Source organism: Flavobacterium sp. B114r, from assembly GCF_056824125.1.
In genome coordinates this window covers 4,382,199-4,397,077 of record NZ_CP124858.1, presented here as the reverse complement: position 1 = coordinate 4,397,077, position 14,879 = coordinate 4,382,199, and the positions used below count along the sequence as shown (strand labels likewise).

The window sequence follows — 14,879 nt, the reverse complement described above, 5'->3', positions numbered from 1 at the left end:
TAAACTTTGTCAAAGTTGTAGCAACGTATTCAATGCGTTAATTTTTCAATCATATGCTGAGTTTCTTCTAATAGTTTTTCTGAGGAAATATCACTTTCAATCGCTTTCAAAACCATTTGATCTATTAACCCGGTTACTTTAGGCCAAATAGGGGTTTGAGGTAAAGTCAAAGCATTTTCATGTAACATCTCAAGCTTATGATAAAACGGAATGATATTGTTGATTTCAGGGTCATTCCATGTTGATTTTCTACAGCCAATTCCGCCTTCTGTAGTCAATAGTTTATCACTTTCCGGTGAAGTAGCAAATCTCAAAAAGTCGTAAGCCAGTTTTTGATGTTTACTTCCGGAACCAATGGTATACAACCAATACACATTCAAAGAAGCCGTTTTATGGTTAAGGTCAGAAGGTAATTCCGTAATATCAACTTTGCCTTTTACTTTCGATTCATCGATCACTTCACACATCGAAGCAAATCCAAACCAGTTGATGGCCATTGCGGCTTGCCCTTCGGCGAAAGCCATTCCTGCTTCAACCGAGCCAAATTCTTTCGACTTGGGATGAACGGCATTTTTATTGTTTACAATTTTTCGATAAAAATCTAAAGCTTCAATTGCCACCGGATTATTGATGTTAATTTGATTTTGATCGTTTAATAAAGATTCGCCACGAGTCCACAACTGCAGGCAGAAATCAAAAACCATATTGTGACCGTCTGGATAATTGGCAAAAATACAGCCGTACAGATTTTGTTCGGGACGGTTAAAAAACGTGGCTATTTCTACAAATTGTTGCCATGTTTTGGGTGGATTTAATTCATAACCCAATTGCTTTTTGAAGTTTTCTTTCTCAATATTATTTTCGAATAGATCTTTTCTAAAAATCAAACATTCAGGACCGTCATGAAATGGTAAACCGTAAATTCCGTTATTAACTTGCTGTAAATTCAATAAAGATTGCGACCAGCCTTCAGGATAATCCTGAGGTGGGTTGTGATTGATAGAGGAAGTTAAATCCAGAACCGCTTTTTCATTGGCAGCATCAAAAATCCAATCAGTATTCAGGTGCGCAATATCCCATTTTCCGTTTTTCAGACCTTGATTTGTAATGGTTTCTTCATAAAGATCATGCAATTCCAGTGGAATCATTTCAGCTTCAATCTGAACATTATTTTTGATGCAAAACAAATCCCATAGTTTTTGCAGCGTACTTTCGAAAGGATCAAATTTGCGGACAGCGATTCTTATTTTCTCCATTATATTGCTATAAATTCTTTAATAATTTGTTCGTTATCCTGTCCTAATTTTGGAGAACCTTTGCCTGAAACTAAATACTCTCCGTCAATTTTAATAGGACATCTTGTCGTTTCATACGAATAACCGTCGAGCATTGTTACTTTTTGCGTAAAGTCTAAAACCTTAAATCCTTCTTCTGCAAAAAGCTCCTGATAATTTAAAACTCCGGCACACCAAATATCTGCTGGTTCTAAAATATTCAACCAAAAATTAGTATCCTGAGTTTGTAAATGTGTTGCGAGAATATTTTTTATTTCATCTCTTAAAGTGAATTTATTTTCAGGAAATGCCAAAAGCGCATCGCATTTTAAAAGTGAAGCGAGAACCGGAATAGATCCCATTGCCAATGCCAGAAAGCCATTATTGGTTTTGTAAATTCCATAAGGTGCGCCTAAATAAGCGTGAGCATTATTCGTTTTAGTTCGAACAGGTAATTCACCGCCATCATTAAAATAAGTAGTAATCGTTTCAAACTGAAAATCAAAAGCCGATTCTAACATGCTGACCTGAACCGAAGCGCCAATAGTATGAGTTGCTTTTCTATACAAAGCCGCCAAAATTCCCTGAGCCAAATGTGCACCTGCCAACATATCGACAATCGATAAACCCATTGGTACGGGACCATCATCCTGATTGCCGCTTAGCCACGTTAAAGCCGTTAAGGATTGTAATAGCAAATCCTGTCCTGGTAAATCTTTTAAATCCGGATGATCGCCAAAACCTGAAATTGAGGCATAAACAACATTCGGATTTATCGCTTTAACATCGTCATAACTTAAACCAATGCGTTCCATAACTCCGGGTCTGAAATTATGCATCACGACATCGGCTTTAGCCAATAGTTTTTTTAATTTTTCAAGTTCCTCAGGTTCTTTGAAATCAATGGTAAACGACTCTTTGTTCCTGTTAATGGTATGAAAAACAGAAGATTCACCGTTCATGATCAAGTCTGATGTGTATAAGGTTCTGCAAATATCGCCTGTTCCCGGTTTTTCAATTTTTATCACGCGTGCACCCAGATCAGCCAACCGCAAACTTGCAGAAGGACCAGATAGAAACTGGCTAAAATCTACTATTAAATAATCTTCTAATGGTTTCATGCGTTGTGTAAAAATTGTTCGTGTATTTTTAAATTGTCTTCTCCAACTTTTGGAGCTGCTTTTGAGCTTACTAAAATTTTTCCGTCAAGCTGAATTGGACTTCTTGTTGTGACCATAGTTTCTCCATCTGAATTTTTTACGGTTTGTTTCAATTTCAATTCCTTTACAAAAGGCTGACTGTCGAGTTCTTCATAATTGAATACTTTTCCGCACCAGATTCCTTCTTTTTGAAGTACTTTCAGCCAATAATCAGCTGTTTGAGTGGCTAATTTTTCACTTAATAAAGTTCTGATTTCATCCCTATGTGTAAACCAATGTGGTTTGTCTGCGTACTTATTTAAGTCTAATCCTAACGCATTTCCAATAAAAAGCAAATCGCCCATGGCCAAAGAAAGAAAACCGTCCTGAGTTTGATAGACACCATAAGGAGCACTGAGAAATGCATGTGCACTTCCTTTGATATCGCCTCTTTCCGGTAATTGTCCGCCATCATTCATGAAAGAAGTAATGGCTTCAAACTGTACATCCAAAACCGATTCTAACAAACTTACTTCGACCAAAACCCCTTTTCCGGTTTTGGCTCTTTTAAGTAATGCTGCCAAAATTCCCTGTACAAAATGATTACCGCACATCAAATCTGCTACAGCCAAACCAAACGGAACAGGTTCCTGACTTTTTCGACCGCTTAACCAACTCAATCCGGATAAGGATTGCAATAATAAATCTTGTCCCGGTTTTTTTGCCCACGGACCAATATTCCCATAACCCGTTATAGTTCCGTAAATTATTTTTGGGTTGATTGCTAATGTTTCAGTAAAGTCCAATCCAATTTTCTCCATCACGCCAGGTCTGAAATTATGTGTCATAATATCAGCCTGGGCGATCAGTTTTTTGATTAAAGTTAAATCTTCAGGGTTTTTAAGATCTGCTGCAAAAGATTCTTTATTTCGGTTAATGGTATGAAATAACAAACTGCTATCATCAACAAAAAGATCTTTGATACTTAATTGTCTGCACGCTTCGCCTTTTACAGGACGTTCGATTTTGATGACTCTTGCACCTAAATCGGCCAATTTTAATCCCGCTGAAGGCCCTGCCAAAAACTGGCAGAATTCCAATACAACTAATCCTTCAAGTGGTCTCATGTTGTTTGCAGGTTTAAAGATTTTGTATAAAGCGAATTCATGACTTCTAAAACCAATTCTTCATCTCCGCCATTCATCAGATAATCACGAACGACATCGCCTGCATGATCTTGAAAATACATATGTCCGGAATATCTTGGGCGTAAAAAAGCACGTTCTAAAGCAGGTAAAGTATTCTTGAAATAATCATGCGTTACAGCATTAATTCGGTCACTTTTCCAGGCTTGTAAATGTCCCGGTTGTCCGCCATTATCAGCAAATATATTTTGTTGAACGTACGACGATCCGGTAAATTCAGCATAGGCAATTGCTTCCGGAATATGTTTGCTAAAAGAAGAAACGGCTAAACCGGTTCCGCCCAGCGAACTAATCATCGGGTTATTATTCAAACGAACCAAATCATAAAAATGAAGTAAATTTTTGCTGTAACCCGTTCTCGAATAATTCGAATATCCGTAAGCAAAAGGGCAGTACGCAATCTCATCAGAATTGACCATAGCTTCGTAAACCTGAATTGGATTTCTGTTAAAATTCGCCGGATCGATTAATTGTGCTAATTCACGAAACATCTGCAAAGCCTTTTTTCCTATTTCTACTGAGATTACTTTTTCATCAGACTGAAACGGAGCTTCACCCAAACTACAGCAATACATATAAAAACTCATTAAAACATCAACCGGAATTCCTGCGAAAGCGACCAATCCTTTTTTTGCCAAAGCCAATACATCATCATAAGTCTGTGGTACTTTTAGACCTTGTTTTTCAAGAATATCCAGACGGGCAGCTGCAACCGGAGTCGCTGCATCAATAGGTAAAGCCCATAATTTATGGCCAAAAACATAACTTCCGTAAGAACGTCCGACGGTATTAAGTTCCTGATCTTTTATATAGTCAGCAGAAAGGTGATCGGAGAGAGGTAGGATAGCGTTTGTGTGCGCTCCAAAACCTGTCCAGGGATGATCGATAACCAATAAGTCGAATCTTTTTGCCAAATCTTCAATCGAAGCATCAGCAAATTCTTGTAGACTTCTTTTCTCCCACGTAATTTCAATATTCGGATGTAGTTCTGTAAAACGTTGTGCTGTAGCAACCATTGGTAATAAACCTCTCGTGTGATTCCAGGTTATCCCTTTTAGTATCGTCATTTTGTTATAATTTAATGGTGATGATTTTGATTGAAGAATAATAAATGTAAAAAATACAATTACAAAAATAGAAATAAGATTGAATTGCGCAATGAATGATGCATTTATTAACAGTCGTTTTTTGCAGTATGTGAATCTGTTGCCTTATTTTTTTACAAATCAGATAAAAAATGTTATAATATCTTAGACTATGATCATTTTTTGAGGAATTAAAGAAAATATTTATCAGATTATTGAGATTAAAAATTACATTTGTAATTGTGTTTTTTACATTTATTAATTTTAGAACACTATATCGATATAAATAAGGACTTAATACGAATAAAACATGTTTTCATTACAAAATAAAAAAGCTGTAGTAACAGGAGGAGGTAGCGGAATTGGCAGAGCCATAGCAACCCTTTTTGCTAAACAAGGAGCAGAAGTACATATCATAGATCTCACGATCGAAAGTGCTCAGGAAGCAGTTGATGACATCAGGAATTTAGGTGGTAATATTTTTTCGCATGCTTGTAATGTGGCGAGTCAAAAAGAAGTTCTGGCAACATTTGAAGCCATTGGCAATATTCATATTCTGATCAATAATGCCGGAATTGCTCATGTTGGTAAAGTTGACACAACATCAGAAGCTGATTTTGATCGTGTGATGGAGGTCAATGTAAAAGGAGTTTACAATTGTTTGTTCGCAGCTATTCCACAATTCAGGCTTTCAAAAGGCGGAGTTATTATCAATATGGCATCAATTGCCGCGTGGGTGGGTATTCCGGATCGATTTGCTTATTCTACCGCTAAAGGCGCTGTTATGGCCATGACTTTATCTGTTGCAAAAGATTATATCAAAGATAATATTCGTTGCAATTCTATTTCGCCTGCAAGGGTTCATACGCCATTTGTAGATGGTTTTATCTCGAAAAACTACGCTGGAAAAGAAGCCGAAATGTTCGAAAAATTATCGCAATCACAGCCTATTGGACGTATGGGAAAACCGGACGAAATTGCCGCTTTGGCTTTGTATTTATGCAGTGACGAAGCAGGATTTATAACAGGAAGCGATTACCCAATCGACGGAGGATTTATTAAATTAAATAACTAGGTAAGGTGCTAAGGTTCTGAGATGCTAAGTTGCTAAGGTTTTTATTTTTAGTAGATTAGTTCATAAATAACCAGACAGCAAGTTAACAACTTTAAAATAAATAATTAACAAAGCAGCTAGATGCTAAGTCTCTAAGACTCTAAAAAAAACTCAGAAACTTAACGACTTTGTGCCTTAGCGGCTAAAAAAAAAAAATATGAAATTAATACGTTTTGGAGAAATCGGAAAAGAAAAACCTGGAGTTTTAATTGGTGAAAAAAGATATGATGTTTCGTCGATTGTTTCAGACTTTAACGAAAGTTTTTTTGAAGAAAACGGTTTAGAAAAATTACAAAAAGCATTAGACAGCAATCCAACTTTACCAGAAGTGGATGCGAATGTACGTTTAGGATCTCCGGTGGCAAGACCATCAAAAATAATATGTATTGGTTTAAATTATGTAGATCACTGCGTAGAAACCGGCGCACCAATTCCAACAGAACCTATCATCTTTTTTAAATCAACCACTTCTTTATGCGGTCCTGATGATGATGTTATTATTCCTAAAAATAGTGTAAAAACAGATTGGGAAGTAGAGTTAGCATTTGTTGTAGGTAAAAAAGCAAGTTATGTCGAAGAAGCTGATGCTCTTGACTATGTTGCCGGATATGCTGTGTTGAATGATTATAGCGAAAGAGAATATCAGATTGAGCGTGGCGGACAATGGGCTAAAGGAAAAGGCTGTGATACATTTGCGCCTCTTGGACCCTTTTTGGCAACAAAAAACGAAGTAAAAGATGTCGATAATTTGTCGATGTGGCTGAGCGTAAACGGTAAAAAGTTTCAGGATAGTAACACGTTAAATCTGGTTTTCAAAATCCCTTATTTATTACATTATTTAAGCCAGTTTATGACCTTGCTTCCCGGCGATATCATCAGTACAGGAACGCCTCCGGGAGTTGGATTAGGAATTAAACCGGATCCTGTTTACCTTAAACCGGGTGATGTTGTCGAGCTTGGAATCGAAGGATTGGGAAGTAGTAAACAAACTGCTGTGGCATACAAAAAGTAATCTAAAAACAAAATTGAAGATGAAATTTATTGTATGTGAGAAACCACAGGAATTCAAATTAAAAGAGAAAGAAATACCCGAACCAAAAGAAGGCGAAGTATTATTAAAAATAAAAAGAATAGGGATTTGCGGAACTGATATTCATGCTTTTGGCGGAACCCAGCCTTATTTTGAATATCCAAGAATTTTAGGTCATGAACTGGCTGCAGAATACATTAAAGGAAATGCCAAAGGTTTTGAACCAGGTGATAAAGTTACTTTTATCCCATATTTCAATTGTGGGAAATGTGTGGCTTGCAGAAATGGCTTAACCAATTGTTGTGTCAACATTAAAGTATTTGGAGTACATATTGATGGCGGAATGGCCGAATATGTGACAATTCCGGAGCAGTATTTATTGCACGGTCAGGGATTAGATTACGATCAGTTGGCTTTGGTTGAACCCTTGGCAATTGCGGCACACGGAGTTCGAAGAGCGGCCGTAGGACCCAATGATACTGTTTTGGTAATGGGCGCGGGACCAATTGGAATTGGATTGATTCAGTTTGCTAAAATTGCAGGAGCAAAAGTGATCGTAATGGATATCAACGAATACCGATTGGGTTTTTGTAAAAATGAACTAAATGCCGATGCAACGATAAATCCGTTAAACGAAAATGTTACTGCAAAACTGGCCGAAATTACCAATGGCGATATGGCCAATGTGGTTATTGATGCCACAGGAAACAGGAATGTCATGAATGATGCTTTCAATTACATTTCGCATGGTGGAAGATTTGTTTTGGTTGGACTTCAAAAAGGCGAATTAACGTTCAGTCATCCTGATTTTCATAAAAGAGAATCGACTTTGATGAGCAGCAGAAATGCAACGATTCAGGATTTTGAATATGTAATGGAATGTCTTAAAAATGGCAAAATAGATCCTAAAAAGTACATTACTCATAGAACCAGTTTTAGTGATATGATTGAAAATTTTGGACAATTAATTGACACGAAAAATAATGTCATTAAAGCATTAATAGAAATAGATTAATTCTTTACGGATATTATTTAAACACATAGAGATATAGATTTTAAAATTATTAGTTAAGATATTTTTTAGAAAATCGAGCTTTTTTCACCTGGCGAAATCTATGAGATTTATTTGAAGGAAACGACTTTTCTAGACTATGAAAGCTGTGTTTCTATGTGTTTTAAAATTTATAACTACTGATAAACCTCAAATAACCGCAAAAAATGGATTTAAATTTAAAAGGTAAAATTGTTGTCGTGTCCGGTTCGGCGGGCAAAGAAGGAAGTATAGGAGAAACGATTATCAAGAGATTGGCAGATGAAGGTGCAATTCCGGTACTTGTTGATAGAAATGACAGAGGTTTTGGTTATGCCGAAGAACTTCAAAAAAGAAATATAGATTCATTATTCGTCAAAACAGATGTTACCGATCCTGTTGAAATGGAAAATGCTGTTAAAAAAATCGTTGCAAAATACGGTAGAATTGATGTTGTTATCAATAACGTGGGCGTGAATGACGGAGCTGGTTTAGATTCGAGTTATGATGATTTCATGAATTCGTTGAAACTGAATGTGGTGAGTTATTTTTTATTGACAAAATATGCGCTTCCATACCTAAAAGAATCGAGAGGAAATATCTTAAATATTGGTTCAAAAGTAGCTTTAACAGGACAGGGCGGAACTTCTGGTTACGCTGCTGCCAAAGGTGGAGTTTTAGGATTAACCAGAGAATGGGCAGTCGATTTGATCGAATTTGGAATTCGTTCGAATGCCATTATTATAGCAGAAAGTTTTACGCCGGCTTATGATGATTGGTTGAAAACACTTCCGGATGGCGAAACTGTTTTGAATAAAATCAACAAAAGTATTCCGTTTGAAAGCCGAATGACCAAGACAGAAGAAATTGCAGATACAGCACTTTTTATCATTTCAGATCGTTCGTCGCATACTACAGGACAATTTGTTTTTGTTGATGGTGGTTACGTTCATTTAGATCGTGCACTAATTAGCGATGTAAATTAGTATAAGATGGGAAACCGAATTGATTCACATCAGCATTTTTGGAAATTTGATCCCGTAAGAGACAGCTGGATTGACGATTCGATGCAAAAGATCCAAAGAGATTTTTTGCCTGAAGATCTTTTGCCTTTATTGCAACAAAATCAATTTTCAGGTTGCGTAGCCGTTCAGGCTAGTCAGTCTGAAGAGGAAACTGAGTTTCTTTTAGATTTAGCTTCAAAAAATGATTTTATAAAAGGAATCGTGGGTTGGGTTGATTTAAGAGCTTCAAATATCGAAGAACGACTAAATTATTTTTCTTCTTTTAAAAACATAAAAGGATTTCGTCATGTTGTTCAGGGCGAAGCCGATGATTTTATGTTTAGAGAAGATTTTCGTAACGGAATTTCAGCTTTAAAAATGTTCAATTATACCTACGATATTTTAATTTTTCATCGTCAATTATCCGCTGCAATAAATTTGGTAAAACATTTTCCCGATCAGCCTTTTGTAATCGATCATATCGCAAAACCGGATATAAAATCAGGTGATATTGCATCATGGAAGAAAGGAATTGAGGAAATTGTAAAATACGAAAATGTAAGCTGTAAAATCTCAGGAATGGTCACAGAAGCTCATTGGAACTCCTGGAAACCATCTGATCTAAAACCGTATCTAGATGTTATTTTCGAAAATTTCACTGCCAATAAATTAATGTTCGGATCAGATTGGCCAGTTTTGAATGTCGCCTCCGATTATTCTGAAGTAGTACAAACCTTAGAAGATTATATGTCACAACTTTCTACAGAAGATCAGAATAAGATTTGGTTTGAGAATGCGAGTTCTTTTTATAAGTTATAAATAACCGCACAATATTTCATCCTGATTTTACACAAAGAAACGCGACAGGTTTTTAAAACCTGTCAGGTTTGATGTTGTATATCATAATCTTGTCACCTTTGCGAAAGAGAAATCTCCGCAGGAAACTCCACAAAGGATTATAAAATACGTTGTCGATTCACGAGCATGATCCTTCGTTCCTCAGGATGAAAAGATTGCGAATAAAATGGCAGTAAATGACCATAAAGTTTGTCATTTCGAAGAATGAGAAATCACACAAGAAATTCCGCAAAGATCTAGATCGATTGTCGTGGTACGTACGAAGATTTTTATTTCGAAATCAAAAAGAAATTCAATAAAAAAGCAGGCTTTCCATGGGAAAGCCTGCTTTTTTATTACTCTATACTCTATACTCTATACTCTATACTCTATACTCTATACTCTATACTCTATACTCTATAATTAAAACTTCACAGCCCCTTTAGGAACAGTCTCCCCAATAGTAGTTTTCTTTGCAAAATTAAAATTAGTTGATGAAGTAAATTCAATATTCTGAGAAGCTTCTCCATTAATGGAAATTGCTTTTGCTGATGTCGAATTGAATTCCACATTTTTCAAAGACAAATTTTTAGCATTGTAAATTTCGAAAATAGTACTGTCTGCGATATCCAGCTTTGCATTAGTGATTTTGATTCCGTTAGCATCAATAATCGAAAAACCTTTTTCTGCCGTAGCGATTAAGTTCGAGATTTCGATATTCTCTAAATTCATTTCAGGCAAACCTTGTAAAAATACTGCTTGCTGAGCACCTTTAATCGTTACATTTTTGATCGAAATGTTTTTAAATTGTGGCGTTTCAACATTCACAGGCATTGCTTTATTGATGATTTTATCTCCACCTTCTTCTAATGTTTCTGCTATTGATTTTCCTCCGTAATAAAGGTTGAAAGAAATCGCCTGAGAAGGAATATCAGTCATAAAAATATCTGAGATATAAATGTTTTCAACCACACCGCCACGTCCGCGGTTACTTTTAAAACGTAATCCAACATCAGTTCCCATAAAAGTGCAGTTTGAAACATGCATGTTTTTTACACCACCGGACATTTCGCTTCCTACGGTTACACCTCCGTGTCCGTGATATACGATATTGTTTTTTATGATGATATTCTCGCAAGGAACACCACGATCACGTCCATCTTTATCTTTTCCTGATTTAATACAAATCGCATCGTCACCCACATCAAAACTAGAATTTTCGATGATCACATTTTTGCACGATTCTACATCAAGGCCATCTCCATTTTGAGAATACCAAGGATTACGAACCGTTATATTGCGCACAATCAAATCTTCAACCATTAAAGGGTGAATGTTCCATGCTGGAGAATTCTGAAACACAGGTCCGTCAAATAAAACTCTTTTACTGTTTTGAATACTTACCAGTACCGGACGCAAAAAGTCATGAATTTTTTCAAAATCCTCTTTCGTTTTTAAGTCAGGACGTACATTTTGATCCGCACCTTTAGAAGCATTCATAAAAACTTCTGAAGGATACCAGCTCGTTTTGTCTTTATTAAGAACGCCGCCTGAAGCAACAAATTTTTTCCATTGCCCCTCAGTTAATTTACTCTTTTTAACCTGTCTCCAAACTTCACCTGAACCATCCCAGACACCATTGCCGGTAAAAGCAATGTTTTCAAGGTTTTTGCCATAAATAGGAGAGATGCAACGCCATGTATTAAGCCCTTCAAAACTCGTTTCGATAATGGGATACAAACTCTTATCAGGAGAAAATTTGATCAGTGCTCCGGTTTCAGCGTGCAATTCGAGATTGCTTTTTAAAATAATAGGGCCAGTAAGCCAGATTCCCGGAGGGATAATTACCTTTCCACCGCCTTTTTTTGAAACCGCGTCTATAGCATCTGCGAAAGCCTTTGTGTTTAAAACATACCCGCCATTTACAGCGCCAAAGTCTTTTATGTTTACACTGTTTTTTGGAATTACAGGTTCTTTGACCTTTGCCATTTTAAACTCAATGTTCTTGTAAGTGTCGTAAGATTGCGAATTCTGGGAGACAATGTTCTGCGAACAACTTGCAATCATAATTGCCAAAGCAATACGTAAAAAGTTAATTGGGTTAGTTTTCATTGATAATGTATTATGGTTAAAATTTAAATCTGAGTCGAAAGCGTTTATTTGCTAAATCTGTTTAATGACCTTTGTTTTTTTATTGATATAGAAAAAATGGAATACTATTAATCATAAAACTTAAATGTAATCGATTACACAAATCTATAAAAAATTATTCTAAATATTCTCTTTAATCGAAAGATTGCCACAAAAGAAATAGTAAAAGTTAAGAAAATATCTTTTCACTGTCTTAATTTCAATAATAGCAGGAGTGTACAGGATACTTATATTTTTATGTTCTTTTAAATTGTGCCATATATTTAAGGTAAATGTTAAAATATCTACTGATGTAAAGTTTTTATTACTTTAAATTATTTCCCCAATAATTTTAATACCAAAAAAAGTTTAAAAATTCAAAATAATGCATTCAAATTCCTTTCGTAAAATTTTCATTGTTTTTTTTATTTTCTGTACCGTCTTTTCAGTCAACGCTGCTGAGATTTGGGTTGCTCCAAACGGAAAAGATACCAATGCAGGCACAAAAGCAAATCCTGTGGCAACGGTACAAATGGCAATGCGAAAAGCCAGAGAACTACGCCGATTAAATGATCCATCTATAAAAGGCGGGATTCAGATTATCGTAATGAACGGTACGTATTATTTAAACGAACCATTGTTTGTAAGACCTGAAGATTCAGGAACTCCGGAAAGTCCAACAACAATTGTGGCAGATCTAAATGCAAAACCAATAATAAGTGGTGGATTTGAAATTAAAAACTGGAAAAAAGCCACAACAATAAACGGCATAAAAAAAGCCAATGTCTGGGTCGCTGATGCGCCTAAAATTGCAGGTGAAATTATTAATTACCGTCAGTTATGGGTAAATGATAAAAAAGCAGTCAGGGCTAAGAGCACTTCCGGAAACACTATGGACCGTATTTTGTCCTGGGATCATGAATCGCAAACGTGTTGGATTCCGTTTAAAGACAAGTCTGTTAAGTTTGAAGCGGGAATGGAAATGTTTATCACACAATGGTGGTCTGTTGCCAATCTTCGAATCAAAAATATCGAAGTTCAAAAAGACAGCGCAAGACTTTCGTTTGAACAGCCGGAAAGCCGTATTCAAAGCGAACATCCGTGGCCAGCACCATGGATTTCGAAAAACAACGGAAATTCAGCTTTCTTTTTAAACAACGGAATTTCGATGCTGAATGAAGCCGGAGAATGGTATTTGGATAAGAAAAATGCCAAAGTCTATTATATCCCAAGAGCCGGAGAAAATATGAATTCGGCTAAAGTAACGATTCCTGTTTTAGAAAATTTACTAGAAGTAAAAGGAACTATCGATGCTCCGGTACACGATTTTAGATTTAAAGGAATATCGTTTCAATACAGCAATTGGCTTCGTCCTTCGCAGCAAGGTCACGTTCCGTTGCAATCTGGTTTGTATTTGCTTGATGCTTATAAATTAAAAATTCCGGGAACTCCCAATCAGGCCAGTTTAGAAAATCAGGCGTGGGTAGGAAGACCAAGAGCGGCGGTAGAAGTAAATTATGCTAATAATATTCAGTTTGAATCCTGTCGTTTTGAGCATTTGGCCTCAACAGGATTAGATTTAAATAAAGGTACAAATCATAATATCGTAAAAGGAAATTTATTCAAAGACATTGGCGGAAGCGCTATAAACGTTGGAGTATTTTCTGAAGAAGCTTTTGAAGCCCATTTACCATTGAATGTAAAAGACGAAAGAGAAATTTGCTCTGATGAATTAATTGCGGATAATTTGATTACAAACGTTACCACTGAAGATTGGGGAACGCTGGGAATCAGCGCTGGTTTTGTTCGCAATATTACGATTGAACACAACGAAATTTCAGATGTATCCTACTCCGGAATTGCAATGGGCTGGGGTTGGACACACACGTCAAATGTGATGAAAAACAATAAAATCCTTGGAAATAAAATTCATCATTACGCCAAACATCTCCATGATGTTTCGGGCATTTATACCCTTTCATCACAACCAAACAGCAGAATCGAAGAGAATTATATCGATAAAGTTTACAACAGTCCTTATTCTCATGATCCGTTTTTATGGTTGTATTTGTATACTGATGAAGGAAGTCAGGGATTTACGATCAAAAATAATTGGATTGCAACGGAGAAAATCCTAAAAAACAATAACGGTCCTGAAGGCAATATTTGGCAGGATAATAATCCTTATGTAATTACTAAAATCAAAGATGCCGCCGGAATCAGAGCACCCTATACGGATTTAACAAAAGAGGTTTTTATTGATGAAAGCTGGGGATTACAAGAATTGCCAAAATCAGTTGCGATAGAATTAACAGGATCTGATTTTGATATCGAAAAAATAAAATCAACTATAAAAGGATTTCGAATTGTAGGCGAATCGTTGTACCAATGGAAAAATCATTTGGTGATTTATGGCAAGATGAATCAGCCCGAAAGAACCAAACGAAAGTTGGCTTTGGCTTTTCCATCTATTCAAATTAAAATCTATGAAAATCCGATTTATGATTTCCAAAATTTTGACAGATGCAAAGATTCAAAACCGGCATCAGAATGGGAGAATATTGTTTTGACAGCCAATTTGGTCGATGATTCAAAAATGCAAAAGGAGTATGTTGATTATCATACGACGCAATTCGAAAAATGGCCTGAAATCGCAAAAGGTTTCTGTAATGCCGATTTCCAGCAATTGCAGGTTTTCAAAAACGAAAAACAACTCATGCTAATTATCAGTATTCCTAAAGGAGAAAATTTGGATAAACTGAATCCAAAAACAACCCAAAATAATCCGCGTGTTGACGAATGGAATACTTTAATGAAAAAATACCAAACCGGAATCGAAGGAGCAAAACCAGACGAAACCTGGATCTTTCTAAATAAAGTAGAATCGAAATAATAACACATTATTTATCCTAACAGGTTTCCAAAACCTGTTAGGTATGTTTAGCCAATAAGAAAGTAAGCTACTTCCGATAGCTATCGGGATAAAAAGATTAGACAGATTAAAATCATTTGAATCTTTTTAATCTGTGAA

11 protein-coding genes are annotated in these 14,879 nt (G+C 36.0%); 6 read left to right on the top strand and 5 right to left on the bottom strand.

The window, feature by feature from the left end; all coding sequences use genetic code 11:
* Window positions 1-29: 29 nt before the first annotated feature.
* The 4 genes from QLQ94_RS18515 to QLQ94_RS18500 are packed head-to-tail and all read right to left on the bottom strand — an operon-like array spanning window position 30 to window position 4,685.
* Window positions 30-1,256: an extracellular solute-binding protein gene (locus QLQ94_RS18515; protein WP_482498093.1), complete on the bottom strand. Its 1,227-nt coding sequence runs from the start codon at window positions 1,254-1,256 to the stop codon at window positions 30-32.
* Window positions 1,256-2,395 (bottom strand): CaiB/BaiF CoA transferase family protein, encoded by a 1,140-nt coding sequence (locus QLQ94_RS18510; RefSeq protein ID WP_427401629.1) that lies wholly within the window; start codon window positions 2,393-2,395, stop codon window positions 1,256-1,258. The genes QLQ94_RS18515 and QLQ94_RS18510 overlap by 1 nt, the downstream gene beginning before the upstream one ends.
* Window positions 2,392-3,540 (bottom strand): CaiB/BaiF CoA transferase family protein, encoded by a 1,149-nt coding sequence (locus QLQ94_RS18505; RefSeq protein WP_271334139.1) that lies wholly within the window; start codon window positions 3,538-3,540, stop codon window positions 2,392-2,394. Before QLQ94_RS18505 ends, QLQ94_RS18510 begins: the two co-directional genes overlap by 4 nt.
* Window positions 3,537-4,685, bottom strand: coding sequence for an ABC transporter substrate-binding protein (locus QLQ94_RS18500; protein ID WP_482498090.1), 1,149 nt, complete (start codon window positions 4,683-4,685; stop codon window positions 3,537-3,539). Before QLQ94_RS18500 ends, QLQ94_RS18505 begins: the two co-directional genes overlap by 4 nt.
* A gap of 328 nt (window positions 4,686-5,013) precedes the next feature.
* Here QLQ94_RS18500 and QLQ94_RS18495 point away from each other — a divergent pair, with 328 nt between their 5' ends.
* The 5 genes from QLQ94_RS18495 (at window position 5,014) to QLQ94_RS18475 (ending at window position 9,700) form a co-directional block, all read left to right on the top strand.
* Window positions 5,014-5,778: an SDR family NAD(P)-dependent oxidoreductase gene (locus QLQ94_RS18495; protein WP_271334141.1), complete on the top strand. Its 765-nt coding sequence runs from the start codon at window positions 5,014-5,016 to the stop codon at window positions 5,776-5,778.
* 196 nt (window positions 5,779-5,974) lie between these two features.
* Window positions 5,975-6,829, top strand: coding sequence for a fumarylacetoacetate hydrolase family protein (locus QLQ94_RS18490; protein ID WP_427401627.1), 855 nt, complete (start codon window positions 5,975-5,977; stop codon window positions 6,827-6,829).
* A gap of 19 nt (window positions 6,830-6,848) precedes the next feature.
* Complete coding sequence (locus QLQ94_RS18485; protein WP_482498088.1) at window positions 6,849-7,862, top strand: zinc-binding alcohol dehydrogenase family protein; 1,014 nt, start codon at window positions 6,849-6,851, stop codon at window positions 7,860-7,862.
* 203 nt (window positions 7,863-8,065) lie between these two features.
* Complete coding sequence (locus tag QLQ94_RS18480) at window positions 8,066-8,863, top strand: SDR family oxidoreductase (protein WP_271334144.1); 798 nt, start codon at window positions 8,066-8,068, stop codon at window positions 8,861-8,863.
* A gap of 6 nt (window positions 8,864-8,869) precedes the next feature.
* Window positions 8,870-9,700 (top strand): amidohydrolase family protein, encoded by an 831-nt coding sequence (locus QLQ94_RS18475; RefSeq protein ID WP_482498087.1) that lies wholly within the window; start codon window positions 8,870-8,872, stop codon window positions 9,698-9,700.
* Window positions 9,701-10,141: 441 nt separating this feature from the next.
* Here QLQ94_RS18475 and QLQ94_RS18470 read toward each other — a convergent pair whose 3' ends face one another.
* On the bottom strand, window positions 10,142-11,830 hold the full coding sequence (locus QLQ94_RS18470; RefSeq protein ID WP_271334146.1) for a glycoside hydrolase family 28 protein: 1,689 nt from the start codon (window positions 11,828-11,830) through the stop codon (window positions 10,142-10,144).
* 403 nt (window positions 11,831-12,233) lie between these two features.
* Here QLQ94_RS18470 and QLQ94_RS18465 point away from each other — a divergent pair, with 403 nt between their 5' ends.
* Window positions 12,234-14,741 (top strand): right-handed parallel beta-helix repeat-containing protein, encoded by a 2,508-nt coding sequence (locus tag QLQ94_RS18465; RefSeq protein WP_482498085.1) that lies wholly within the window; start codon window positions 12,234-12,236, stop codon window positions 14,739-14,741.
* Window positions 14,742-14,879: the final 138 nt, after the last annotated feature.

Bases quoted from the DNA above. Each gene is read 5' to 3' on its own strand.
- QLQ94_RS18515 (WP_482498093.1), bottom strand. From the start codon at position 1,256: ATGGAGAAAATAAGAATCGCTGTCCGCAAATTTGATCCTTTCGAAAGT.
- QLQ94_RS18510 (WP_427401629.1), bottom strand. From the start codon at position 2,395: ATGAAACCATTAGAAGATTATTTAATAGTAGATTTTAGCCAGTTTCTA.
- QLQ94_RS18505 (WP_271334139.1), bottom strand. From the start codon at position 3,540: ATGAGACCACTTGAAGGATTAGTTGTATTGGAATTCTGCCAGTTTTTG.
- QLQ94_RS18500 (WP_482498090.1), bottom strand. From the start codon at position 4,685: ATGACGATACTAAAAGGGATAACCTGGAATCACACGAGAGGTTTATTA.
- QLQ94_RS18495 (WP_271334141.1), top strand. From the start codon at position 5,014: ATGTTTTCATTACAAAATAAAAAAGCTGTAGTAACAGGAGGAGGTAGC.
- QLQ94_RS18490 (WP_427401627.1), top strand. From the start codon at position 5,975: ATGAAATTAATACGTTTTGGAGAAATCGGAAAAGAAAAACCTGGAGTT.
- QLQ94_RS18485 (WP_482498088.1), top strand. From the start codon at position 6,849: ATGAAATTTATTGTATGTGAGAAACCACAGGAATTCAAATTAAAAGAG.
- QLQ94_RS18480 (WP_271334144.1), top strand. From the start codon at position 8,066: ATGGATTTAAATTTAAAAGGTAAAATTGTTGTCGTGTCCGGTTCGGCG.
- QLQ94_RS18475 (WP_482498087.1), top strand. From the start codon at position 8,870: ATGGGAAACCGAATTGATTCACATCAGCATTTTTGGAAATTTGATCCC.
- QLQ94_RS18470 (WP_271334146.1), bottom strand. From the start codon at position 11,830: ATGAAAACTAACCCAATTAACTTTTTACGTATTGCTTTGGCAATTATG.
- QLQ94_RS18465 (WP_482498085.1), top strand. From the start codon at position 12,234: ATGCATTCAAATTCCTTTCGTAAAATTTTCATTGTTTTTTTTATTTTC.